Raw genomic sequence first — 23,409 nt, 5'->3', positions numbered from 1 at the left:
GGACCAAACATGACACTTCCCCTACTGGGCACTGCCGTTACGCTCACCACCTATCCTGAAATCCGCGACTGGATCTGTGGACCCGGCCGCGCGATCGAAATCCAGGATTTCTGTGGCATCGGCGTTTTTGAGCGCGATCATTCGGACATGATCTCTGCATGGCACGGCCTGCTTGACGGGCATACAGGTCCGCGCTCGATCCACGGGCCGTTCTTCGGGCTGGATATCGCATCTCCCGATACGGAAGTGCGCGCAATCGTCCAGAAGCGCATGATGCAAGGGCTGGACGTGGCCGAGGCGCTTGGCGCGGACCTGATGGTGATCCACAGCCCGTTCACCCATTGGCACCAGCTCAATCGCGCGAATTATCCCGAGGTCTATCCCAGCTTGATGAGCTGCTCCGCCGATTGTCTTGCGCCCGTGCTTGCCCGCGCGGCAGACACCGGCTGCACCCTTGTGCTGGAAAACTGCGACGACACCGATCCTTTTGCGCGGGTCGATCTGGTGCGCGAGATCGGACATGGGAATCTGAAGGTGTCGATCGACACCGGCCATGCCGATATCTGCCACGGGCGCTATGATGCGCCGCATGTCGTTGATTTTGTTGCCGCAGCAGCTGGGTATCTGGGGCATGTGCACCTTCAGGATGTCGATGGGTATGCCGACCGTCACTGGCATCCAGGTGAGGGTCGCATTGCGTGGGGTCCGGTCTTTGCAGCCTTCGCAGCCCTGGAGGACTCCCCGCGCCTGACGCTGGAAGTACGCCGCGACCTGCATCGCTTGCCCGAAACAGTTTCACGGCTTGAGGCGCTGGGCCTCGCTTGCTGAGAGAGCGTTTTCTCGCGCTGAAGCCATAGCCAGCATTGCCGCTCATTGCGCCGCGTTGAGTCACTCAATGCGGCGCTTCGGTATTCCACCATGACGTTTTTTGGATTTGAGCTTCGGTATTTTTGTGGCTAATTGCCGAATATGTAACAAAAAGCGACTTCTATGAAGACCGACAACATCCTTTACATCGCAGAAACTGACGAATCCGGCCAAGTGGTCTGCGTGTGGTGCACAGACGCAAACAGATCGCGCCCAAAGCCCTTGCGGCTGCCGCTGAAACACCGCCCCGAGATCAAACCTTCGCAGTGTTCCGGAACAACCCCGTCCAACCTGATCAAATGGATGCAGGACCACGCCACCTGATCGCAGGCGCGATGATCAAATAGCGCGTCCCGTTTCCGGGTTGAAGAAGCGCAGCGCATGGACGGCGGGTCAGTAGAAGAAGACCGCGATCACGACAAGCTGCGGCAAGAGCAGCAAGGTCGGAAGCCAACGGTTCACAAAACCTGCGCGTTTCATCGCGTTATCTCCAATTGCTTGATTCGAAAGCGGCCACGCAGAGGCGCGGCCGCACTCGACAGTCGGGTTGGCGATGTCGACCCGGGCTTGTTCCTGACCGGGTCATGTGAGCGTTACATGCAACCGCTAAGCGCGTGGTGCTGATCACCCAAGGATTTGCACTCCAACATCAGGGGAAAAGACATGTACCGCACACTTATCGCAACCGTCGCGGCACTCGCCGTTTCCGGACCCGCCTTTGCGCAGAACACTGACGTCTCCGGCCGTCTGGTTCTTTACACCTCGCAGCCCAACGAAGACGCACAGCGCACCGTTGATGCGTTCAACGAAGTGTACCCGAATGTCGAGGTCGACTGGATTCGCGACGGCACCACGCAGGTCATGGCACGTCTCGAAGCCGAGTTCGCAGCGGTCGCTCCGCAGCCGGACGTGCTCCTCATCGCCGACATGGTCACGATGGAAGGGCTGGAGGCGCAAGGCCGTCTGCTCGCCTACGAAGGCGCCGATGTATCTGCCTATGACCCAGCGATCATGAATCTCGAAGGCTACTACTTCTCGACCAAGCTGATCACCACCGGCATCGTCTACAACACATCCGCACCCTTCGTGCCCGAAAGCTGGGCTGACCTGTTGCGCCCCGAAGCGCAGGGCCAAATCGTCATGCCGTCACCGCTTACATCGGGTGCGGCCACCATCCACATGGTGTCGCTGACCTCGCATCCGGACCTTGGCTGGAACTTTTACGAAGGCCTGGCCGAGCAGGGTACCAACCCGCAGGGTGGCAATGGTGGCGTCTACCGCGCTGTCGCCGGAGGTGAGCAGTTGTTCGGCATGGTCGTCGATTTCCTGCCGATCCGCGAAATCCCCAACGGTGCGCCTGTGGGCTTCGTCTTCCCGAAAGAAGGCGTCTCGGCTGTGACCGAACCGGCAGCGATTCTGTCGACAGCCCAGAACGTGCCTGCAGCGCAAGCCTTTATCGATTTTCTGATCTCACCTGAAGGTCAGCAATTGGCTGCAGACATGGGCTACATGCCTGCACATCCGGCGATTACCCCGCCCGCAGGCTTCCCGGCGCTCGACACGATCAAGCTTCTGGAGTTCGATCCGGCAACCGCTTTGGACAGCGCAGAGCAGGACCGCCTGCGGTTTGTCGAAATCTTCGGCGGCTGAGCCCTTTTGAGACTGACGAGATTTTCAGGGGGCGGTGAAGGGGTGACCCTTGCCGCCCTCGTTGTTTTTGCCGGGGTGCTGATGTTGGCACCTATGGCGCTGCTTCTGCAGACCGGACTGATGGCCGACGGGGTGCCGACACTGGATCCGATCCGCAACGCGCTTGACAGCCGCTCGGTCACGCGCGCCTTGTGGAACTCGCTGGAAAGTGCCGCCATTTCCGCAGTATTATCGTTGATTGTGGGTGTTGGTGTGGCGTTGCTGGTTGGGCTGACGACACTGCGCGGCAAGGCGGTCTTTACCTTCCTCGTGCTGATCCCGATGATGGTGCCGCCACATGTGACAGCGATTGCTTGGACACAGGCTTTGGGACCGTCTTCGCCACTCCTTGGGGCCTTGGGCCTTGCCCCACCCCCCGGCACACCGCACCCGCTTTATGGCAAGGAGGGCGTTATTGCGCTTCTCGCCGTGCAGCACATGCCCTTGGTGTTCCTTGTCGTGCTCGCTGCGCTGCGCACTCTGCCCCGCGAGATGGCCGAGGCCGCTCGGGTTGCAGGCGCTGGTCCGATCCGATTGCTCGGCAGGGTCATTCTACCATTGCTGGCACCTAGCCTGCTGGCCGCTTACGCGCTGGCTTTTGTGTCGGCTCTGGGAAATTTCGGCATCCCGGCGCTGCTGGGCATTCCGGGGCGCTATACAACCCTGCCGGTGCTGATCTGGCAACGACTGTCGAGTTTCGGTCCCACGATGCTGGCAGATGTCGCGGTTCTCTCGGCCCTCATGGCGCTGATCGCCATTGTCGTGATTGCCGTGCAGATGATGCTGTCGGCGCGCAGCCGGTCCGCCCTGATCGGCCCACCGCAGCCGCCCTTGCATCTTGAACTTGGCCGCCTGCGATGGCTTGCCGAAGCGGGGATGGTCCTGTTGGTGGCGGTCACGCTGGCCCTGCCGATGGCTTCGCTGTTCGGCACCGCGCTGGTGATCACCTACGGCTTGCCCCTGACCTTCGAGACCATGACATTGGCCAATTTCGAACAGGTCCTGTTGCGCCAGTCCGTGACGCTGCGCGCCTTTGCCAACTCAACGATTGCCGCAGGTCTGGCGGCGCTGGTTTTGGCGGGGCTGGCAACGATCCTGGCGCGGCTGTCCGCCGTGTCGCACAATGCGCGCCGGCGGGTCGGGATCGGGCTGACCGCGCTGGCCGAGATCACATACGCAATCCCCAGCATCGTCATTTCCATTGCCTTTATCCTGACTTTCCTGAAGCCGCTACCGATCCTCGACGTGTCACTCTACAACACACTCTGGATCATCGTGCTGGCCTATCTGTGCGCCTTTTTTGCAGTGGCGCTGAAACCGGTTTCTGCCGCCTGCCTGCAACTCGATCCGGCGCTGGACGAGGCTGCGCGGGTCTCAGGCGCAAACTGGGGACTGCGTATGCGCCGGGTGTACCTGCCGCTTGTCGCCCCTGCTACGGCTTCGGGCGCGATTCTTGTCTTTCTAACGGCCTACAACGAGGTCACGGTGTCCGCCTTGCTGTGGTCTACCGGGACCGAAACCATCGGCACCGTGATCTACAACTACGAAAACGGCGGCTACACGACGCTGGCCGCAGCGATGGCCGGGGTCACGGTGCTGGCCACGGTGTGTCTCATGGTGCTGCTCGACCTCTTTGGCCGCCGCCTGCCGCCCGGCGTTGTGCCCTGGCGGCTGTGATCCGTCATTCGGGCAAGAGCCAGCCATCCGAAACACACAAAGCCAATTCATCGCCCACTTGCGCGCGCCGCGGCAGGTGCAGAAGGAAGGGTTCAGTGAGGCCATCGACCGCCAGTTTCGCCTCCCAATAGCCGCCGCGATAAAGCACCGCCGTAACACGCCCAGTCAGCGCGCCCCCCTCTCCGTGCGCCGTGACGACCAGATCCTTGGGCCGGAACAATGCCAGTCGCGGCCCGTCTGCCCCACCCTCCCCCTGCACAGGCACCGGTTGCCCGGCCAAAGACACAACACCATCTGTCACGGTGACAGGGTGCACCACGCCTTCGCCGATGAATCGCGCGACCTCGGCCGAGGCAGGTCGCGCATAGACCTCGTCGGGCGCACCCACTTGCAGGAACCGGCCCGCCGCCATCACCGCCATCCGGTCGGCGACCGCCATCGCCTCGCGCTGGTCATGGGTAATGTAGACCGTGGTGGCCGCCGCCGCGCGGTGAAAGGCGACAAGCTCTTCCTCCATCGTGGCGCGCAGATGCGGATCGAGATTGGCCAAGGGTTCGTCCATGAGGATGATCCCCGCATCTTGAGCGAGGCATCTCGCAAGGGCCACGCGCTGGCGTTGGCCGCCGGACAGCTCCGCCGGTTTGCGCGAAGCGTAGTGCTCCAGCGCAACGGTGGTCAGATGACGTTCGGCCCGACGTGCTGCCTCGACCGCCCGAAGCCCGGCCGCCTCCAGCGGAAAGGCCACGTTGCCCCGCACGTCAAGATGCGGCCAGAGCGCGTAGGACTGGAACACGAACCCCACGCCCCGCGCTTCTGACGGCAGATGCAGGCCCGGGCCGCTGACCTGCTTGCCACCCAGCGCAATCTCCCCCGCATCCGCAACCTCCAGACCTGCGATCAGGCGCAGAAGCGTGGATTTGCCACAACCCGACGCGCCGACAATGGCAAAGAACTCCCCTGGTGCGATGTCGATGTCGATCCCGTTCACCGCCGGCTTGCCTGAAAACGACTTTCTCAAATCAGTGAGCGTTATCGACATGTCAGTGCGGACCTTTCTCGGCTGAACTTTCTGGAACCGGTTTCCTTGCAAGACTAACCCTTGGCGCAACTTAGCAACTGAATTTCTCAAGCGCGATGAGGGGACCACTTTTTCCATGATTTGCATAGCGCGTTGGCGATGGTGACAAGCTTTCATGCGACGGCATCAAGACGGCAGACTCAAGGACTGGCAGCACGTGGCTACACGCTGTCCCCAAGTCTTCCATTCAGCCATCGCCCTCGCTTTTATCGTTTTCTACTGGTGATGAATCCTGACCCTCGGGATCTCACGCAGTGATCAGTGGGTCTAAACGCTTAGCGCAATTTAGATACTTCAGTCTCCAATATTGTTGTACCATCCGAGAGAAGGAGTTCCGCTTGCGCCTCGCCAAATCGCACTTCCTCGACAATATTTCCAGTAGAAACCGATACATCCATCCGAGTGTCATCAGTTGCCCTACGAAGCTCTGCCGTGTATGAACCAACCGGAACCAGTCGTCCAATATTATCGGTTCCATCCCAATTCACAATATCCTGGCCATGCAGCAATGAACGCTCAGCTATAACGAACCCATCCGAATTTAAAAAAGAAAGCTTAAGTTCCTCATCAATTTCAGCTAACTCCCCAACCTCTAGAGTGATGCTTGATCCTGAAAATAGAAACGGCTTTTCATGATATGCCATGCGTCCGATCACAGCCGAATATGTCGCTATATTTTTATTTACTAAAGCCACACCAAGAGAGTCTATTTTTTGATTTGTAAGAGACTGCTGCTCAACCATTGAGAATGATGCCAACTGGCTTGCGAACTGGTCAGCTGCCATAGGGCTAAGTGGATCCTGATTTTGAATTTGCGTTGTGAGCATTCTCAAAAATGTCTCAAAATCTCCTGAGACTGCCAGTGGAAGCTCAACAGCAGCATTAACAGTCCTTGCACTTACAATAGAAGTATCCATTTATATTAGATCCTTTTATCGATACCAGAAAATACTGAGAATTCAAATTCAACCTGATCCTTGCATAGGATAGAACACTTTTCCGATTGAATATTTTCATATACACGTCTTTGTCTATCTTGCATCTCATTGCCTCCAGCTTGAAACAAAAAGTCATACCCTTCAATACCGAAATTTTTAAACGTCATTCTCAGATAGCTCTGCTTCTGCGCCATCAGATCAATAAGCTCTTGGCTTGACGACATAAACTTAACATCTGGTGAATCATTTTTTTCCTCAATACTTATTACTAATATTGACTCGAACTTGTCAAAATCCGCCTTCAACGATATATTGGATGGAATATTTAAACTCGGCTGACTATAAACATTCACTGTTTCACCTTGCTTTGATTTGTACGGGGTCAAGCCTTCAGGAATTTGGCCCCCACAAACCTCTGGTGCGATAGACTTTAGTAAACTTAGGTCAGACAGGCCTGAAGAAATTAACGCGGTAGATAATTCCAGTGGAAGTATTTTGGTCTTCCGCCCTTCCGTCGTCAAAGAGTCGACGTTTTCTCGACGGATCCATTGAAGGTCAGATGACACTGGACCTCTATCCAAAAAATCTGACAGAGTTTCGTGGCCCGCTTGCATGGAAAACAAAGAATTCTTAAGAGTACTATCAGCATTAGATTTACTTCTCAACAATTGGCTCATTTGATTCACATCGATGGAAGTTTTGGCCATGTAATCTGATTTTACCACAACTGGAAGATCAGATATATATTGATGGTGCGACCCATTAAATTCTTGACTCCTTATTGTACTCGACTCGTCATTTCGAACTAACATGCGCTCATCAAAAGAAGAATTGCTATTGATAATCTGATAACTGTCATCCTTATTTTGCACTTTATCTCGAAACATGATATTTTTATTCCTTGCATCAGGCGGTAGATCACCAATCTCGAAATGCAAATATCCATCAATCACTTCAGAGGCCAACATCAGGAAGCTCCCATCTTCTCGCTCCTGCTCAGAGATTGATTCTATCTCAAAATCATCATTACGATCTTCTGATTGAGTAGGTGCGAACAAAACCTTTATGCTATGTGGAGATCTTGACTCCAGAAGCCGCAAATGAGAGATAACCTGGTCTCTATGTCTGTGTTTATTTTTGTATTCTCGTCCAAATATTTTTTTGGACTCGATTTCTTGTGGAACATTTTCTTTATTTGAAGTTATTGCTTCAAATACTGCACCCAAGCTGGAAATAACTTCATGAAAGTTGTTGTGTTGGGGACGGGAAAGATGTTCACTATTTTGAACCTTTGATTCAACAGAAACAAATGACAATCCGTCAGGATTTGCAATCAACAAACGACTGAGCATATTTTGACTTTCGAGGGTCATTGAGCACCTCAATTGGTTCCATCAAACTATGCACCAGTATGACTAAAATTCCCTTAAGACGTGCATCCATTTACGTAAAATTTGTGATATCTACTTATTTCTCTATCGGAACATTTATGATCCCTTCACATTTATAGGCAATGTTGAAGTGGCACGCAATTCGTGGCGCAGGGATATCCCGGTAGTTGTCAGAATGACATTCAATCGTAAACCAAGACATGGTTTGCCTAACCATGTGCAAAGCACAGTTGAAAGGAACACAATGTCCAGCATTCTGACAAACAATGGCGCAATGGTCGCACTTCAAACCCTTAAATCGATCAATTCTCGGTTGACCGAAACCCAAAATGCGATTTCAACCGGGAAATCAGTTGGTACAGCGCGTGACAATGCTGCAGTATGGGCAATCTCGAAAGTCATGGAATCCGACGTGAAGGGGTTCCAAGGGATATCTGACAGCCTCAATCTTGGGGAATCGACGGTTGCGGTGGCCCGCAACGGTGCAGAAACGGTTACAGACCTCCTCACCGAGATGAAGGGCAAGATCGTTTCTTCACAAGAGCAGAACGTCGATCGTGCAAAAATTCAAACCGATATCGTAGCTCTGAGAGATCAAATCAACGCAGTCGTTGGTGCAGCTCAGTTCAATGGACTGAACTTGCTCTCGAACCGGGAAACCACGGCTGGGTCGGGCACAGTCAATGTTCTTGCGTCGCTTGACCGTTCCTCCTCCGGTGTTTCAGCGAGCGATATCGGCGTTGCAAAGAAAGACCTTGGAACATCGGAAAGCACCGTGACCGGTGGAACCGTTGCAAATCTGACGACCGCGGTGACACTAAACGCAACGCAAAGTGCATCCTTGGCAATCACGGTGCCTACTGGCGCTGGTCAGATCTTCAGCCTCGGATTGACCGGTACCGATGCAAACGGCGATAATTTCACACCGGCTGACTACACGACCGGGGCAACAACTGCGGATGCGCAAAAAATAATGTACATCGCTCGGGACGGTGACACCGCTGGTGATGTCGCCAAAGGACTTGCACAGGCTTTTGCCTTATATGCCGCGGAAGAGGGCCTCGACACGGACGTTTTCAATGTTTCGGCATCTGGAAGCAGCCTGACCGTGTCTTCAACAGTGACTGACGCTACGGACACGATCGCAGCACGAATCGATACTCTGACCAGCCCGACCGCAGTGACAATCGGTGGAGGTTTGGAAAAACTCAACGATATCGACGTAACCACTGATACCGGTGCGGATGCGGCACTGGTCGCCATTGAGTTCATGATCCAGACTGCAGTGGATTCTGCAGCTTCCTTCGGTTCGGCTCAAGGCAGGATCGAAACCCAGGCCAATTTCATCTCGAGCTTGACCGATTCACTCAAGTCTGGAATTGGAACTCTGGTCGACGCGGACATGGAAGAAGCGTCAGCTCGGTTGCAGGCGCTTCAGGTCCAGCAACAGCTGGGCGTTCAGGCGCTTTCGATCGCCAATCAGGCTCCCCAATCCTTGCTGTCGTTGTTCCGATAACCCGCGTTCGGGCCGTCTCGACGGCCCGAAACACCGTCGTAATGATGACAAGAATAGGTTGAGGCAATGGCGTCATATATGCACGCGTACCAGAGCTACGCATCTACACCGACCAAATCAACGAAAGACACCGAGATCGAGATCATCCTTGAAACCACTCGGCGTCTCAAGCGCGCTGATGAGACCCGTGATAAGGATTTTCCAACCTTTGCAGCGGCACTGCATGAAAATCGAAAACTCTGGATCACGCTTGCGGCAGATGTGGCAGATTCGCAAAATGGACTCCCACGCGAATTGCGCGTAAAAATCTTTTATTTGTCCGAATTTGTTCAAATATACACACGAAAGACTCTTGCAGAAGCACTCAGCGTTGATCCCCTTCTCGACATCAACCTTGCGATTCTGCGGGGGCTTGCATCCAAAAGGAACATGGAATGAGCGGTCTTGTCCTGAAACTTGGCCCAAAGGAAAGAGTTTTGATCAATGGTGCCGTAGTCGAAAACGGCGAACGTCGATCTCGGATTACCGTGCTGACATCAAAAGCAAACATCCTGCGTCTAAAAGACGCCATTCATCCGGACGAAGCCAATACACCCGTTCGACGCGCGTGCTACCTCGCTCAATTGCTGCTTAGCGGCGAGGTCGACTCTCAATCTCTTTGGGAACGGCTTTTTGGACAAGTTCATATCCTGTCAGAAATCTTGGGCGACCAACACAGTGCGACTCTTCTCCAGCAGGCAAAAGACGCAATAGGTGACCGCAACGCCTACACCTGTCTGAAGCTACTCCGGCAGTTGCTTCCCCTGGAGGCGCAACTCCTGTTGCGACACAAGCAATGACCTTTCAGCCATTTGTGTTGGGAACCGGTCTGTCAGGTTGGAGCATCCTCAACGCGACCCTCGCGACCCAAAAAGCAGCATTCAATGGAGCTGGTCAGACATCTTCGGATTCCGTATATTTTCGAGATCGCTTTGCGGACATCAACACGCCGGAAGATATTGTATCGGATAGACGGCTGATGCGCGTTGTTCTTGGGGCGTATGGACTCTCCAACGACATCGAGAACCGATATTTTATCAAAACAGTCATGGCAGAAGGCGCGATTGATCCTGATGCCCTTGCAAACAGGCTATCAGATCGTAGGTACAAAACCTTGGCGCAGGACTTCGATTTCTCGGTTGCACCACCCATGCACAAGCAAATACCCGGCCTTTCCAACAAGACAATCGAGAATTTCCAGAACCAGTCCTTTGAAATCGAGATTGGAAAGGCTGATGGTGACATGAGATTGGCTCTTGGATTTTCCCGCGAACTTAAAAATCTCTGGCAGACATCCAGTTCGAACAATTCTGGCTGGTTCCAAATTCTTGCGACACCTCCATTGAGAGAGGTGTTTCAGACTTCCCTTGGGCTTCCAACCGCATTTTCGCAGCTCGACATCGACGTTCAACACGAACGGATCCAAGACAAGGCGCGGCGCGTTTTTGGTACAAGTGACCTTTCCGAAATGACGAGTGAACAGCTTGTAGACCAAATTATCCGCCGTTTTCTGGGCGTGCGGCAGTCAGATGCCCTGAACAGCAGCACCTCTCTGCAAAACGCACTCACCTTGCTGAATGCAATTCCGAAACGTCCCGGCGAACTGGGCCAATTCTGATTCCACTGAAGCGGTCAGTCTTTCATGCCACCACACCGCAAAAGGCAAAGCCGCAAGGCCTCGAAACTCTCGCCAGAACCGCTGACCACTCGAGACATGCAGAATTCCGAGAAAATCCGGTCGAAGGCTATAGCCTTATCAAGTTCCGGATCAGTACCTGACGTATACAGGCCTGCATCGACAAGCGCTGAGGAGTCTTGATATTTCGATACAAGACGTCGGGCGCGCGCAATCAAGTCGTTCTCGACGGCATTGGCTGCCTCGGGCAAAGACCTTGAGACTGATTGCAAGATGCTGACCGCTGGAAACTGGCCCCTCTCCGCAAGCCTGCGGTCGAGAATGACATGACCGTCCAGAACACCCCGCAACATATCTGCAACGGGCTCATTCATGTCCGAAGCAGCAACCAATACACTGAAAATACCTGTGATGTCACCTGTTCCAAACCTTCCAGGGCCAGCCCGTTCGGCGAGTTTGGTGATCTGGGCGGGTGTGGATGGCGGAAAGCCCCTCAAACTCGGAAACGCGCCGGCAGATATCGCAGCCTCTCGGTGCGCCTCTGCGAACCGCGTGATCGAGTCGATGAAAAGCAGGACATGCTGGCCCGCATCCCGGAAAAACTCTGCAAGCCGCATCGCCGTCATGGAGCACCGCACGCGTGCGTTCGGGGAGGTGTCTGCACTGGCAGCGACCACAATCGCGTGCTTCAGTCCGGACTGACCCAGAACCTTTTGCGTAAAATTGTTGATTTCTCGCCCGCGCTCTCCGACCAGAGCTAGGATTACGACATCGGCCTCGATGGATTGCATGAGGTCGGACAAAAGCGTTGACTTGCCCACGCCCGATCCAGCGAAAATCCCGACACGTTGACCACGTGTGATGGGCAACATCGTGTTGAACAGATGAAATCCCGTATCCAACCTTTCTCCCAGCGACTTTCGGGAGACAGCAGGCGGTGGTTCGTTTTCTATTTCCAAAGCCACAGGTCCGGGAACCAAGGGCTTGCCATCCAGAGGCGTGCCGTAAGGATCAATGATGCGACCAAGCCATGACGGATCCGGATGGATCAAGGGCCGGCCACTCAACATCACGCGATCCGCCAAGGCAATGCGCTGCGGCAACGCGTCCGGCAACATCGTCAGGCCGTCGCCCGACAAGCACAGAACATCACCCATCAAGATGGATCCGTCATTCCGCAAAAGCCTCAATCGATCCCCCAACCGTGCTTCATCTTCCAGCCCCGACACACAGATCGTGTGGCCGTCCGTGGAAACCACCCGACCCACCGCGCGTGCCCGGTCGATATCCGAAACTTTGCTTTTGAGTTGAATCAATGAGGGATTGTGCATCGCGCGTTCCATTCAGGTTCTGACAACCCTTTCTAAAGGAATCAGGGTTAAGCCTTCGTTGAACGAAACGAGGGAGAAGCCCTGCAATGTTCCAGAATTTGGATGTGTTCAAAACTGCCATGTCGATGGCACGCCATGCCGGCCTCAAACAGGCACTGACGTCACGCAACGTCGCCAATTCCGATACCCCCGGATATCACGCCAGGACGATCAGACCCTTCGCTGACATGGTCGCCGGCAGTGGGTCTGGGTTTGACCTGCGGACAACGCATTCGGCTCATCTGGGGCATCGGAACGATGTGCAGACCACGGCTGTTTCATCGCGAACCAATGGCGATCCCAATGGAAACAGTGTCGTTCTTGAATCGGAAATCCTGAATTCCGTGGATGCCAAGCGTCAGCATGATCGCGCCCTGGCCGTCTACCGGGCGTCTCTCGGCCTGCTCCGCAGCGCATTGAGCAAGCAATAGGAGGATCGGCATGTCGGAATTTTCCAAGGCAATTGGCGTCTCTTCAAGCGGTCTCAAGGCACAGGCACACAGACTTCGGATCGTCGCGGAAAACGTGGCGAATACAGATACGCCCGGATACCGCCGCAAGACCGTGGCATTTTCCGAAGAACTCGAACGCTCTGGCATGGCGAAGGTCGCGCTTGAAAAAGTCGCTCTCGATCGCCACGCCGGAGAACGCATCTACGATCCGGGCCACCCGATGGCTGATCAATCCGGGCACTACACTGGGTCGAATGTCGATCTGATCGTCGAAATCGCCGACGCGCGAGAAGCACAGCGCAGTTACCAGGCGAACCTCAAGATGTTCGACCAAGCCCGCCAAATGTCTTCAGGCCTCATGGACCTGTTGCGCAAGTAACCCTTTCCAGAATGGAGAACACCAATGGACGTCAAATCGCTTTTCGCATCCCAGCAATATGCAGCCCTGAAACCCGCAACAGAGCCCGATCCCCGCGCCGCGATTGCGCAGAGCTTTGCCCGGATCACCGAAGATTTCGCACAGACGCTGGCCACAACAGAATCCGTCGCGATGGGGTCAATGTACGGTAACGCCGATCCCCACGCCCTTGTCGAGGCCTTGTCGCAATCACAATTGGCTGTCGAAACGGCCGTGACTGTCCGCAACAGGGTGGTCGAGGCATATCAGGAAATCCTGCGTATGCCGGTCTGAAGACGGTGCTGGGTGATGGCTACATTTACGACGTTCTGCGTGAAGCGCTGCGTATCGCAGTTCTGATCTCGGCACCCGTTCTTTTGGCCGCACTTGTCACCGGCGTTTCGATCGGGCTGTTCCAGGCACTCACATCCATTCAGGAAATGACCCTGACGTTCGTGCCCAAGTTGGTCGCGATGCTGTCGGTGTTCTGGGCGTCAATGAACTTCATGACGCAAAGCCTGATCGATTTCTTCCAGACCATCATCATTCCCTCAATTGCAGGAGGCTGACATGGAATCCGCAGGATATGTCACACTGACGCGTCAGTCCGGGCTGATGCGCGAAATGGAAATCATCGCGCACAACATCGCGAACGCCGCGACGACCGGGTTCCGGCAACAAGGTCTGGTGTTTTCCGAATACGTTCAGGCGGTTGAAGGCGGTGACAGCCTTTCGATGGCCGCCGCGCGGGTCAAGAAGACATCGACCGCCCAGGGCATTCTGACCCAGACAGGCAATCCCCTCGATCTTGCCCTCGAAGGAAACGGCTTTTTCCAGATCGACACGCCAAACGGCGTCCGGCTAACCCGCGCCGGCGCATTCAATGTGAACGCAGTCGGCGACATCGTGTCATCAGACGGCAACCCTGTTCTCGACATCGGTGGCGCGCCGATCAACGTGCCGCCGGGCGAGGCCGATGTGAAAGTCGCATCCGACGGAACAATCAGCCTTGGCGATCAGCTGCTAGGGCAGATCGGAGTCGTCGAACCGGAACCAGGCGCCGACCTCAAACGGGAATCCGGCGTCCTGTTCCAGACCGATGCAGCGCTTTTACCGGCGACCTCGGGTCTGGTGCTGCAAGGCCATCTGGAGGGATCGAATGTCGATGCGATTTCGCAATTGACGCGAATGATCGAAGTCCAGCGCGCCTACGAAATGGGTCAAAAGCTGCTCGACATGGATGACGAGCGCTCAAAATCCGCCCTCCAGACACTCATAAAGTAAAGGATCCACCATGCGCGCTCTCAAGATCGCAGCAACCGGAATGACCGCCCAGCAGATGCGGGTCGAAACCATCGCGAACAACCTGTCGAACATGAACACCACTGGCTACAATGCACGGCGGGCCGAATTTTCGGACCTCCATTACCAACAGATCGCCCGCGCCGGAACCGTGAACGCCGCTGACGGAACGGTCTTGCCGACCGGCGTTCAGGTTGGCCTCGGCGTACGTCCTGCCGCCGTTTCTGTACATCTGGCCCAAGGCTCCTTGAGCCAGACCAATTCGGACCTCGATCTGGCGATTGACGGCAACGGCTATCTTGAGGTCACGATGCCTTCGGGACAGGCTGGCTATACCAGGGACGGATCTCTCAAGCGCAATGCCGAAGGCCTGATCGTCACCTCCGAAGGGTTTCCAGTCGCGCCAGAAATCGTCATCCCACAGGACGCGCGCAGCATTTCCATAAACCCGGAAGGCGAAGTTTACGCCTATTTTGCCGAAACTGCAGAGCCGCAACTGCTCGGACAACTGAACCTTGTCGGCTTTGCAAATGCCAAGGGCCTCGAAGCGCTTGGTGGAAATCTCTTCGCCGAAACCGAAGCCTCCGGCGGTCCACTGGTGGCAACACCGGGTGAAGACGGGCTTGGCACACTGAGGCAAGGGTATCTCGAGGACAGTTCCGTTGATCCGGTCCGAGAGTTGACGGAACTGATCGAAGCCCAGCGCGGCTATGAGCTCAATGCCAAGGTCATCTCGGCGGTCGACCAGATGCTTGGTGCCACGACGCAGGTGCGGTGATGCGGTGTTTCTTGCCCCTTTGCCTCGTCTTGAACGGCCTGCCCGCCGTCGCGGACACCGTCTTTGCGCAGACGACCATCCGACCCCGCGAGGTGATCACTGCAGACGCGGTGTTCGTCAAAGACGTCGATACGACTGGTGCCGTGCAATCGCTCGAACAGGTCATCGGTGCCGAGGCGAAACACGCGATCTATGCGGGGCGACCGGTTCTGATCGCCAACATAACCCAACCAGCGGTCATCGAAAGAAACCAGCTTGTCGCGGCGACATTCGTCCTGAACGGTCTGACCATCGCCACCGAGGCACGTGCGCTCGAGCGTGGGGCCGTCGGCGACGTGATCCGCGCCATGAACATCACGTCGCGCAGCACCATCCGCGCCGAGGTGCTCGAGGGCGGCACCCTGAGAGTGTTGCCGTGATATGACACATCGCTTCCTCATTGCATCGGCCCTTTTGGTGGTGCTGCCGAATTGCGGCAGGCTGGACCATGTCGGGCAGGCACCGACCTTTTCACCGCAAACCCAGAGCGTTGAGCGGCAGGCCATGATCTATTCCGGCCTGCCAACCAAAACCGCGGACACATCCAGCTATCGGCAAGCCTCGTTGTGGAGCGGCGATGAAACATCGCTCTTCGGGGATCGCAGGGCATACTCGACCGGCGATATCCTGACCGTGATGGTCGAGATCGACGATGAGGCCGAAATTTCGAACACGACATCCCGGTCCCGATCCGCGCAGGAAAATCTTGGTGTGCCGCAACTCCTAGGCATTCCGCAACGCAGGAACAGTGCACTTCCGGAAGGGGCCAGCCTCGACAACGCCGTGGAACTCGAGTCGTCCAGCGCAAGTCAGGGGAATGGCTCGGTCCGGCGGAACGAGAAGCTGACACTCCGGATCGCCGCAACTGTGGTCGACGTGCTGCCCAATGGCGTTCTGCGGATCGAAGGCACACAGGAAGTCCGGGTGAATTTCGAACTCCGGGAATTGTTCGTATCCGGCTTCGTTCGTCGCGCCGACATCACGCGGCAAAATGAAATCACTTACGACAAGATGGCGTCTGCACGGATTTCCTATGGCGGGCGAGGACAGATCAGCGACGTGCAACAACCCCGGATCGGACAGCAAGTGCTGGACGCCATCCTCCCGTTCTAAACGCGAAAGGCCAATTGATGCTCAAGAAAATCATGCCGCTACTCGCCCTGATCCTCGGTTTGGCTGGCGGAGGTGCGGCCGCAATCTTTCTCGCGCCCCCGCCCGACGACCAACCTATGTCCCAAAATGAAGCAACCACCCCTGATGCGCTGTCGGAAACATCATCGGATGACCTTCAGGACGGAGCATCGGACAGCTTTGAAATCGTGAAATTGCCCAGCCAGTTCGTGGTCCCGGTGATTCTGGACAACCGAGTTCGTGCGATGGTGATACTGACCGTGGCGCTCGAGGTCGAGGTCGGTCAAGGAGACCGGGTTCGCGCGCTCGAGCCGAAACTCCGCGATGAATTCCTGGCCGAACTTTTCAGTTTGGCCGCCCTTGACGGGTTCAAGGATGAAATGATCTCTCGCAAAACGCTTGAACTGGTGAAACGTGCGCTCAGCGTCCGCTCAAGTGAGGTTCTGGGCCTTCAGAATGTAAATGTGCTTGTCACCGACATGGCACGTCAGGACGCGCTCTAAAGACGTTTTTTCATCTCGAACTGCACAAGCAGCGGGTCATCCTCGGATGTGGCTGCATCATTGGCCAACTGCTCGAGCCGCAATGACAAAGCCAGTTTCTGCCGAAGTGCCATTTTCAACTGTTCCTGAACATGTCCGCGTTGGATCGCCGCCTTTGCGAGAACCGGTTGCAACCTGCGCTGATCGTCCATCAACTTGTGCAGCCGCAATTCTCCGAACCTGAACGCAGCAGGATCCGCAGCTGACCTTTCCTGCAACGATGCGCCAAGATCTTGTTCCTGCTCGGTAATCGCCACCTGCCTCGACCGCAGTTCCTGCTTCATCACCAACTCTGTCGCAAGCCGTGCCTCAAGCGACTGAACCCGCGACTCGAGCACCTTGAGAACCTTGGAAATGCCGTTATCTTTGACCATTTTTCACCATGGCGTGAATGCGGCGGGCATAACCGATGGCGATGGCAACCGCCTTGTAATGCTTTGGTTCGATCATCGTGCCCACCTTTACCTTGGCATACAGCTCGCGTGCGGTGGCCGGATCGCGGTAGAGCGGCACACCGGACTGGATCGCGATCTCGCGGATCTTGCGCGCGGTTTCATCCGTGCCCCGCGCCACGCATTTCGGCACCGTGTCCATTTCGCCACCCCACTGCAGAGCGACAGCGAAATGGGTTGGGTTGGTGATCACGACAGAGGCTTTCGGCACGTCCAGCAACATCCGGTTGGTCGCAATTTCTTCGGCCTTGACACGCCGCTGATGCCGGATGTTTTCGTCACCCTCTTCGGTCTTGTGTTCGTCCTTCATTTCCTTGTGCGACATGCGGTTCTTGCGTGCATGGTCATGGACCTGCCAAAGCACATCAATAACAGCAAAGACCAGAAATGCGGCCAGCGTGCACCAGAGCCACCTGAGCGCGACCTCGTAGATATTCGCAAGCACCGCGTGCTCTGCTCGCACAATCAAGATTTGAAACAGCTCAAAACCGTCCCGGACAAAGACCGTCAGGAGGGCCACAAAGATCAGAAATTTGACAAAATTCTTTGCAAACTCGAACAGCCCGGACCATCCGAATTTTTTCTTGGCATTCGACAGAGGCGACAGGCGGTTCAATTTCGGCTTTACCTTGTCGGCAGTGAACAGAACCTGTTTCGTGGCAACCATCCCTACGATGATAAGGACGAAAGGCGCGGCGAAGAAGATGAGCACAAAGGGCACCAGCCAAGTGGTGACCGCGGCAAAGACGGCAACACCGTCAAGCACGGCTCGCCCGGACGCGGATCGGGCGACAAAATCGCGGATATGCTGAACGATATCGGTCATGTAACCGCGAAACATCAACTCTGTCGCAAGGATCAGAATCGACAAGGCCACCAGAGCGACAACGTCCTGAGACCGTACGATTTCGCCCTTCTTGCGCGCCTCCTCGAGCTTGCGCCGGGTTGCTTCATAAGGTTTGTCGTTCTGGTCTTCACCTGTCTCGCTCACGGTCGTCCACCGTAAGGCAGCATGAGAATGATCTGCGCTTTTTGCTGCCAGACGTCCAGCAACAGCTCGTGATGCTGATAGAGAAAATGGATCGAAAACAGCGCCACGAACGGGATGCCGATGAAGGACACCATGAATTGTGGCATGGCTTTGTTCACGAAGCCGATAAACAGGTAATAGACGAACATCACGCTGAGGAACGCTGATGACAGAATCACGGCGTGGTTGAAGATGAAATTCATCAACTCGCTCACCTTCGACGCGAAATAGCCAGTGATCCTTTCGATCGACGGAAATTCCAGGCTGTAGCCCGCGACAAAGGAATAGAGCATCTGGTCGGCCAGGCTTGTCGAGAACAGGATCGCGATTGCGGTCGTGGTCAGAAGATGGCTGATGACGGGCATCGGGGCCGTCGCATTCCCCAGCATCTGGGCCAGCGAAATCGACTGACTGATGATCGCACCCGCCTTTTCAATCAAAAAGATCATCCCGCGCGACATCAAGCCAATGAAGAACCCGATGGTTGTTTCACGCAGAAGAAACGCGAACAGTTGCGAACCGGACGGCGCGGTCTCGGGAAGATAGGGCGCGAGGACCGGTGCAATGGCCACCGCGAACAGTCCAGCGAACGACAGGCGGACACGCGCAGAGACGTAGCTTTCGCCGAAACCCGGGGCTAGGTAGATGGCCGGACCGATCCGCAGGAACACCGCACCGACCAGCCACATCTGGCTGTTGATCTCGGCGAAGAACCCCTCGATCACGTCTAGACCGTTATCGTGCCGACCAGCGCGGGCTTTGCGTCCAGGCCGATCTCTTCGAAGGCCATGACAGGGTTGCTGATGCCTTTGGCCGTCAGGATGCTGCGCAGGAACCTTCGACGCCGACCCGGCGTGACAAGAGCGGGGAAAACGCCGTTCTTGCTGGCGCGCGCCAATTCCTCCGCGATGCGTCTGGACAGGTTTTCAAAGTCCTTTGGCGGCAGAGCCACATCCGGTGCGCCCCGGTCGCTGAGCACTTCGCATTCCGCGAACCGCTTTTCCCAATCGGATGCCAGATGCACAAGCGGGATGGTCCCGTCTTCCCGGCGCATGGCCGCGACCAACTGGAACCCAAGCCTCTGGCGCACGTGCTCACAAATGGAGTCTGCCGAATGTCCCTGACCGCGTGTCTCGGCAATACCTTCGAGAATGAGCTGGAAGTTGCGGACTGACACCTGCTCATCCAGCAGGAGCTTGAGAACCTGCAACAGCGTGTCCATCGGCACCTTGTCCGGGATGGTCTGCTCGATCAGCACCCGGTTCGCCTCGGCGCGACCGGGATTGGACAGCGTCCCTAGTTCATCCAGAAGCCGCTTGAGGGACTTCATCGTCAGAAGACGGCCAAGGTTGCGCTTGATCACTTCGAGCAGGTGCGTGGCAAGAACTTCGCTTGGGGACACGACGGTCAGCCCACTCAGCTGCGCGTCCTCGCGTTCGGAATGTTGAATCCATCGTGCCGGCGCGCCGTAAACCGGTTCTTCCACATCTGTCCCGCTTGGAATTGACTTCGTATCCTCCGGGATCAGGGCCAGCATCAGGTCGGGATGCAGAACTCCGCGCGCGACCTCGACACCATGCACGCGCAAGACATACGTGCCATCCCGGAGCATGGCATCGTCGGTCAACCGCACTTCGGGCATGATGATCCCAAAGCTTTTGGCAATATGGGTCCTCATGTTGGTGATGCGGGAATCCAGCCCGCTGGCGGGATCAAGCACCATGTCGACGAGGTCGGGGGCGAATTCGACGTGAATGTCGTCAAGATCCAGAACATCGCCGATCGGGCGCTCGCGTGGTGTGAGGCTCGGTTTTTCCTTGGTCTCATCGCTCTCGGCGGCGTCGTCCCGACGGCTGACCCAATAGGCCAGCCCCCCAAGGATCACCCCACCGGTCAGGAACGGCACAACCGGCAGGCCCGGGACGAGCGCGAAAAGCACCATGAGCACACCCACCGTAGCAAGCGCCGCCGGATGGCGTCCCAGTTGAGATGTGATGGCCAGATCGGTCGATCCGGTGGCGCCACCCCGCGCGAGAAGAAGTGCGGCGGCAATAGAGATGATGACAGCGGGGATCTGCGTGACCAGCCCGTCACCGACCGTCAGGATCGCATAGGTCTCGAACGCGGCGCCGATGGGCATACCGTGTACGACGGTCCCCATGATGAGCCCGACGACGATGTTGAGCAGAGTGATCAATAGGCCGGCAACGGCATCCCCCTTGACGAATTTCGAAGCCCCGTCGAGAGAGCCGAAAAAGGTGGTTTCCTGCAATTCGCGTTCACGCCGCGCGCGCGCCTCGGTGTGGGTGATGGCCCCGGCTGCCATGTCGCTGTCGATGGCCAATTGCTTGCCCGGCATCCCGTCAAGCGCGAACCTCGCGCCCACTTCGGCCATGCGCGTGGCACCTTTCGTGATGACCACGAAATTCACGATCAGCAGAACGCAAAAGACCACAAGCCCCAGAAAGACGCTGCCGCCCATGACGAAATCGGCAAAGCCTTGGATCACGTTCCCCGCCGCGTCGGTTCCGGTGTGACCTTCGCCGATGATCAGCTTGGTCGAACTGATGTTCAGCGACAACCGGAGCATCAGGGATGCCAGGAGAATGGTGGGGAATGCGGAAAAATCGAGCGGCTTTTCCACAAACAGCGTGACCGTGAAGATCAGGATCGCAAGCGCAAAAGATGCAGCCAAACCGATATCGAGGATGAAGGCAGGCACCGGCAGGATCATCATGACAATGATCGCCATCAGCGCAACGGCGAGGATAACCGTCGGCTTGGCGAAGAGTTTTTGGACGGTCGCACCCATCAGTTTGTCCTTGGCAAAGCGATGAAGGGTTGCGCCTTGGCCATGTCGGACAGGAACAGCGATCCGGGTCTCGCCGTCCCGCCATGCCCCCAAGGTGAGCCGCCGGTTTGCGGCAATGTCATGTGACCCGGCTCAAGTTCGGCGACCCGGGTCAGGATATCTTGAAACTTCGCCTTGTAGCGCTCTGCATGTACCGGAGTTCGGCTGTGATAGGCGCCCGCAGCTTCGGTCCAGGTGCCGAATTCACGGTACAGCTGGGTCAGAAAGCGCCCAGCATAGAGCGCGTTGAGATCAGGATTGAACATATCGTCGAGCGATCGGAACCCGTCCGCATGCCAGCGGTAATTGATCTGGAAACACCCGATGTCGATATTCGACACCCCGTTTTTCACCTTGGAAAACACGTAAGACCTTGCGTCATCCTCGGTTTGGAACCACGACCCGTCACCTGCATGATTGACCGTCCAGGGCCAGGGATCACCGGTGTTTCCGCGCCCGGTTTCCAGCCGCGTGATCGTCAGCATGACATCCAGCGGAACACCTGTTTCAGCAGAAGCCCGTTGCGCCGCGACATCGCATAGGCTGGCATAAGACGCTGTCGCCAGTGTCACTGAAGCCAGCAAACCAAACACCACCGGTTTCGCCCAAATTCCGTTCAAATCACGGCCCTCGCATTCTGCGGTTTGGCAGAACGTACGGTCCGGAGGGTTAGGATTTGGTTACGAAGCCCGCGTCAAGTTTAGAAAAAGACTTCGACAATTGCCACAAGCCCACCACCGATCACGGCACCGACCAAGGCCCACAGTACAGCCGCCCGCGCCGGGTTCTTTTTCGGTTCGGGCGTGCCCTGGGCCTGTTCGATCAGCAGTTGCTCCATCAGGCCGGGAAGCCGAGGCCCGAAGCGCGCAAGAACAAGCGCGGTTTTTCCGAGATCCTTGGCAAAGGCCCGAGGACCGATGCTGGTCTTGATGTAATCTTCGACGATCGGCTTGGCGACGTTCCAGATGTTCATCTTGGGATCAAGCGACCGCGCCACGCCTTCGACAACAACCATGGTGCGCTGCAGCAGGATCAGTTCGGTCCGGGTTTCCATGCCGAACCGTTCGGTCACCTCGAAGAGATAGCTGAGCAGCCGTCCCATGGAGATCCGCGTTGCATCCATGCCGAAGATCGGCTCACCCACAGCCCGCAAAGCGCGCGCGAATTCATCCACATCGCGATCATTGGGCACGTAGCCCGCTTCGAAATGCACCTCGGCCACGCGTTTGTAGTCGCGCCGGATAAACCCATAGAGGATCTCGGCATAGACCCGGCGGGTGTATTCGTCGATATGGCCCATGATGCCGAAATCGAGGGCAATGATATCACCATTGGGCGCGACCTTGAGGTTGCCCTGATGCATGTCTGCGTGGAAAAACCCGTCGCGCAGCGCGTGTTGCAGGAAAAGCTGCAAAACCCGTTCGCTCAGCGCGACCCGGTCGTGACCTGCGGCATCCAGCGCATCGTTGTCACCAAGCGGCAGACCGTCGGCCCAGCTCATGGTCATGACGCGACGGCTGGACAGATCCCATTTGATCTCAGGTAGCTGGAACCCGTCATCCTGTGCCGTGTTCGAAGCAAATTCAGAGGCAGCGGCTGATTCAAGCCGCAAATCCAGTTCACCCATCACGACGCCTTCGAAATGGGTGATCACGTCCATGGGCCGCAATCGGCGGGAGGATGGCGACAAAAGCTCGATGAGGCTGGCGGCAAAATAGAAGGCGTCGATGTCCTTGCGGAAATCCTTTTCGATGTTCGGTCTCAGCACCTTTACCGCGACCGTTTCACCGGTCAGGGCCAGCTTTGCCTTGTGAACCTGCGCAATCGAGGCCGCTGCAACGGGCTCGCTGAATTCCGAAAACACCGTATCGACAGGAACGCCCAGTTCAGATGCGACCATCTGTTTTGCCTCTGCAACCGAAAACGGTGGCAGCTTGTCCTGCAAAACGCGCAGTTGTGTCGCCATCTCGTCGCCGACGACATCAGGGCGTGTGCTGAGAACCTGCCCGAACTTGATATAGGCCGGACCAAGGGCAGTCAGGGCGCGCGGCGCGGGCGGCACGGCAGGATCGCCATTGTACCCGAGCCACTTGAAGGGCCAGCCCAGCAATCTTGCGGCGACACGCAAGGGTTTTGGCGCATCGAAAGCATCGAGAACGACACCCATCGCCCCGGTACGCTCCAGCGTCGCGCCCGTACGGATCAGGCGCAGTATGTTGTGCGGCCCTCTCACG

Annotated in this window: 26 protein-coding genes and 1 pseudogene; 17 read left to right on the top strand and 10 right to left on the bottom strand. The window is 56.5% G+C overall.

From position 1 onward, the window contains the following. Positions 1-9 precede the first annotated feature (9 nt). From IEV82_RS03895 to IEV82_RS03885, 3 genes are all read left to right on the top strand, one after another. On the top strand, positions 10-828 hold the full coding sequence (locus IEV82_RS03895) for a sugar phosphate isomerase/epimerase family protein (RefSeq protein ID WP_188480621.1): 819 nt from the start codon (positions 10-12) through the stop codon (positions 826-828). 702 nt (positions 829-1,530) lie between these two features. Further along, positions 1,531-2,517 carry an ABC transporter substrate-binding protein gene (locus IEV82_RS03890; protein WP_188480620.1) on the top strand — a complete coding sequence of 329 codons (987 nt, stop codon included), beginning with the start codon at positions 1,531-1,533 and terminating at the stop codon, positions 2,515-2,517. Between the two features lie 42 nt (positions 2,518-2,559). Further along, positions 2,560-4,233, top strand: a complete 1,674-nt coding sequence (locus IEV82_RS03885; protein ID WP_229747653.1) for an ABC transporter permease — start codon at positions 2,560-2,562, stop codon at positions 4,231-4,233. Between the two features lie 4 nt (positions 4,234-4,237). On the opposite strand, the gene IEV82_RS03880 is transcribed toward IEV82_RS03885, so the two are convergent. After that, positions 4,238-5,272, bottom strand: a complete 1,035-nt coding sequence (locus IEV82_RS03880) for an ABC transporter ATP-binding protein (protein WP_188480619.1) — start codon at positions 5,270-5,272, stop codon at positions 4,238-4,240. 172 nt (positions 5,273-5,444) lie between these two features. On the opposite strand from IEV82_RS03880, the pseudogene IEV82_RS03875 reads away from it, so the two are divergent. After that, positions 5,445-5,537, top strand: a pseudogene (locus IEV82_RS03875) (IS5/IS1182 family transposase); the annotation flags it as partial. A gap of 49 nt (positions 5,538-5,586) precedes the next feature. Here IEV82_RS03875 and IEV82_RS03870 read toward each other — a convergent pair. Further along, positions 5,587-6,228 carry a flagellar hook capping FlgD N-terminal domain-containing protein gene (locus IEV82_RS03870; RefSeq protein ID WP_188480618.1) on the bottom strand — a complete coding sequence of 214 codons (642 nt, stop codon included), beginning with the start codon at positions 6,226-6,228 and terminating at the stop codon, positions 5,587-5,589. A gap of 5 nt (positions 6,229-6,233) precedes the next feature. Further along, complete coding sequence (locus IEV82_RS03865; RefSeq protein ID WP_188480617.1) at positions 6,234-7,622, bottom strand: hypothetical protein; 1,389 nt, start codon at positions 7,620-7,622, stop codon at positions 6,234-6,236. Positions 7,623-7,884: 262 nt separating this feature from the next. Between IEV82_RS03865 and IEV82_RS03860 the strand changes: the two genes are divergently transcribed. The 4 genes from IEV82_RS03860 to IEV82_RS03845 all read left to right on the top strand — a co-directional run bounded on the left by IEV82_RS03860 (position 7,885) and on the right by IEV82_RS03845 (position 10,813). After that, a complete protein-coding gene (locus tag IEV82_RS03860; protein ID WP_188480616.1) occupies positions 7,885-9,156 on the top strand; it encodes a flagellin N-terminal helical domain-containing protein in 1,272 nt (423 codons plus the stop codon). A 66-nt stretch (positions 9,157-9,222) separates the two neighbouring features. Next, positions 9,223-9,594 (top strand): flagellar biosynthesis regulator FlaF, encoded by a 372-nt coding sequence (flaF, locus tag IEV82_RS03855; protein ID WP_188480615.1) that lies wholly within the window; start codon positions 9,223-9,225, stop codon positions 9,592-9,594. Further along, complete coding sequence (gene flbT, locus IEV82_RS03850; RefSeq protein ID WP_188480614.1) at positions 9,591-9,995, top strand: flagellar biosynthesis repressor FlbT; 405 nt, start codon at positions 9,591-9,593, stop codon at positions 9,993-9,995. Before flaF ends, flbT begins: the two co-directional genes overlap by 4 nt. Beyond that, the gene (locus IEV82_RS03845; protein WP_188480613.1) at positions 9,992-10,813 is read left to right on the top strand and encodes a DUF1217 domain-containing protein; all 822 of its coding nucleotides are present in this window, start codon (positions 9,992-9,994) and stop codon (positions 10,811-10,813) included. The genes flbT and IEV82_RS03845 overlap by 4 nt, the downstream gene beginning before the upstream one ends. A gap of 14 nt (positions 10,814-10,827) precedes the next feature. Here the strand turns inward: IEV82_RS03845 and IEV82_RS03840 are convergent, their stop codons facing one another. Further along, complete coding sequence (locus tag IEV82_RS03840) at positions 10,828-12,174, bottom strand: FliI/YscN family ATPase (RefSeq protein ID WP_229747652.1); 1,347 nt, start codon at positions 12,172-12,174, stop codon at positions 10,828-10,830. Between the two features lie 74 nt (positions 12,175-12,248). Here IEV82_RS03840 and IEV82_RS03835 point away from each other — a divergent pair, with 74 nt between their 5' ends. From IEV82_RS03835 to IEV82_RS03795, 9 genes are all read left to right on the top strand, one after another. Then, complete coding sequence (locus IEV82_RS03835; RefSeq protein ID WP_188480612.1) at positions 12,249-12,632, top strand: FlgB family protein; 384 nt, start codon at positions 12,249-12,251, stop codon at positions 12,630-12,632. Positions 12,633-12,642: 10 nt separating this feature from the next. Continuing rightward, the gene (flgC, locus tag IEV82_RS03830; protein ID WP_188480611.1) at positions 12,643-13,032 is read left to right on the top strand and encodes a flagellar basal body rod protein FlgC; all 390 of its coding nucleotides are present in this window, start codon (positions 12,643-12,645) and stop codon (positions 13,030-13,032) included. 24 nt (positions 13,033-13,056) lie between these two features. Beyond that, the gene (gene fliE, locus IEV82_RS03825) at positions 13,057-13,344 is read left to right on the top strand and encodes a flagellar hook-basal body complex protein FliE (RefSeq protein ID WP_188480610.1); all 288 of its coding nucleotides are present in this window, start codon (positions 13,057-13,059) and stop codon (positions 13,342-13,344) included. A 5-nt stretch (positions 13,345-13,349) separates the two neighbouring features. Further along, a complete protein-coding gene (locus IEV82_RS03820) occupies positions 13,350-13,619 on the top strand; it encodes a flagellar biosynthetic protein FliQ (protein ID WP_188480609.1) in 270 nt (89 codons plus the stop codon). Position 13,620: 1 nt separating this feature from the next. Further along, a complete protein-coding gene (locus IEV82_RS03815; protein WP_188480608.1) occupies positions 13,621-14,334 on the top strand; it encodes a flagellar hook-basal body complex protein in 714 nt (237 codons plus the stop codon). A 10-nt stretch (positions 14,335-14,344) separates the two neighbouring features. Beyond that, positions 14,345-15,130, top strand: a complete 786-nt coding sequence (gene flgG, locus IEV82_RS03810; RefSeq protein WP_188480607.1) for a flagellar basal-body rod protein FlgG — start codon at positions 14,345-14,347, stop codon at positions 15,128-15,130. Between the two features lie 11 nt (positions 15,131-15,141). Further along, positions 15,142-15,549 (top strand): flagellar basal body P-ring formation chaperone FlgA, encoded by a 408-nt coding sequence (gene flgA, locus IEV82_RS03805; protein WP_229747651.1) that lies wholly within the window; start codon positions 15,142-15,144, stop codon positions 15,547-15,549. Between the two features lies 1 nt (position 15,550). Beyond that, a complete protein-coding gene (gene flgH / locus IEV82_RS03800; RefSeq protein WP_188480605.1) occupies positions 15,551-16,282 on the top strand; it encodes a flagellar basal body L-ring protein FlgH in 732 nt (243 codons plus the stop codon). 116 nt (positions 16,283-16,398) lie between these two features. Next, positions 16,399-16,803, top strand: coding sequence for a flagellar basal body-associated protein FliL (locus tag IEV82_RS03795; RefSeq protein ID WP_188480604.1), 405 nt, complete (start codon positions 16,399-16,401; stop codon positions 16,801-16,803). Here the strand turns inward: IEV82_RS03795 and IEV82_RS03790 are convergent. The 6 genes from IEV82_RS03790 to ubiB all read right to left on the bottom strand — a co-directional run bounded on the left by IEV82_RS03790 (position 16,800) and on the right by ubiB (position 23,408). Further along, positions 16,800-17,216, bottom strand: coding sequence for a hypothetical protein (locus tag IEV82_RS03790; RefSeq protein ID WP_188480603.1), 417 nt, complete (start codon positions 17,214-17,216; stop codon positions 16,800-16,802). The two genes, IEV82_RS03795 and IEV82_RS03790, sit on opposite strands and share 4 nt — an antisense overlap. Then, positions 17,203-18,285, bottom strand: coding sequence for an EscU/YscU/HrcU family type III secretion system export apparatus switch protein (locus IEV82_RS03785; protein WP_188480602.1), 1,083 nt, complete (start codon positions 18,283-18,285; stop codon positions 17,203-17,205). Before IEV82_RS03785 ends, IEV82_RS03790 begins: the two co-directional genes overlap by 14 nt. After that, on the bottom strand, positions 18,282-19,049 hold the full coding sequence (locus IEV82_RS03780; protein ID WP_188480601.1) for a flagellar biosynthetic protein FliR: 768 nt from the start codon (positions 19,047-19,049) through the stop codon (positions 18,282-18,284). The genes IEV82_RS03785 and IEV82_RS03780 overlap by 4 nt, the downstream gene beginning before the upstream one ends. A 2-nt stretch (positions 19,050-19,051) precedes the next feature. After that, complete coding sequence (gene flhA, locus IEV82_RS03775; RefSeq protein WP_188480600.1) at positions 19,052-21,136, bottom strand: flagellar biosynthesis protein FlhA; 2,085 nt, start codon at positions 21,134-21,136, stop codon at positions 19,052-19,054. Further along, positions 21,136-21,747 (bottom strand): transglycosylase SLT domain-containing protein, encoded by a 612-nt coding sequence (locus IEV82_RS03770; RefSeq protein ID WP_229747650.1) that lies wholly within the window; start codon positions 21,745-21,747, stop codon positions 21,136-21,138. Before IEV82_RS03770 ends, flhA begins: the two co-directional genes overlap by 1 nt. Positions 21,748-21,875: 128 nt before the next feature. Continuing rightward, positions 21,876-23,408, bottom strand: a complete 1,533-nt coding sequence (ubiB, locus tag IEV82_RS03765; protein WP_188480599.1) for a 2-polyprenylphenol 6-hydroxylase — start codon at positions 23,406-23,408, stop codon at positions 21,876-21,878. Position 23,409 lies beyond the last annotated feature (1 nt).

The sequence above is a fragment of the Marivita lacus genome, from assembly GCF_014637725.1.
In the GTDB taxonomy this organism is placed as follows: Bacteria; Pseudomonadota; Alphaproteobacteria; order Rhodobacterales; family Rhodobacteraceae; genus Marivita; species Marivita lacus.
This window is presented reverse-complemented; position numbering and strand designations above follow the sequence as displayed.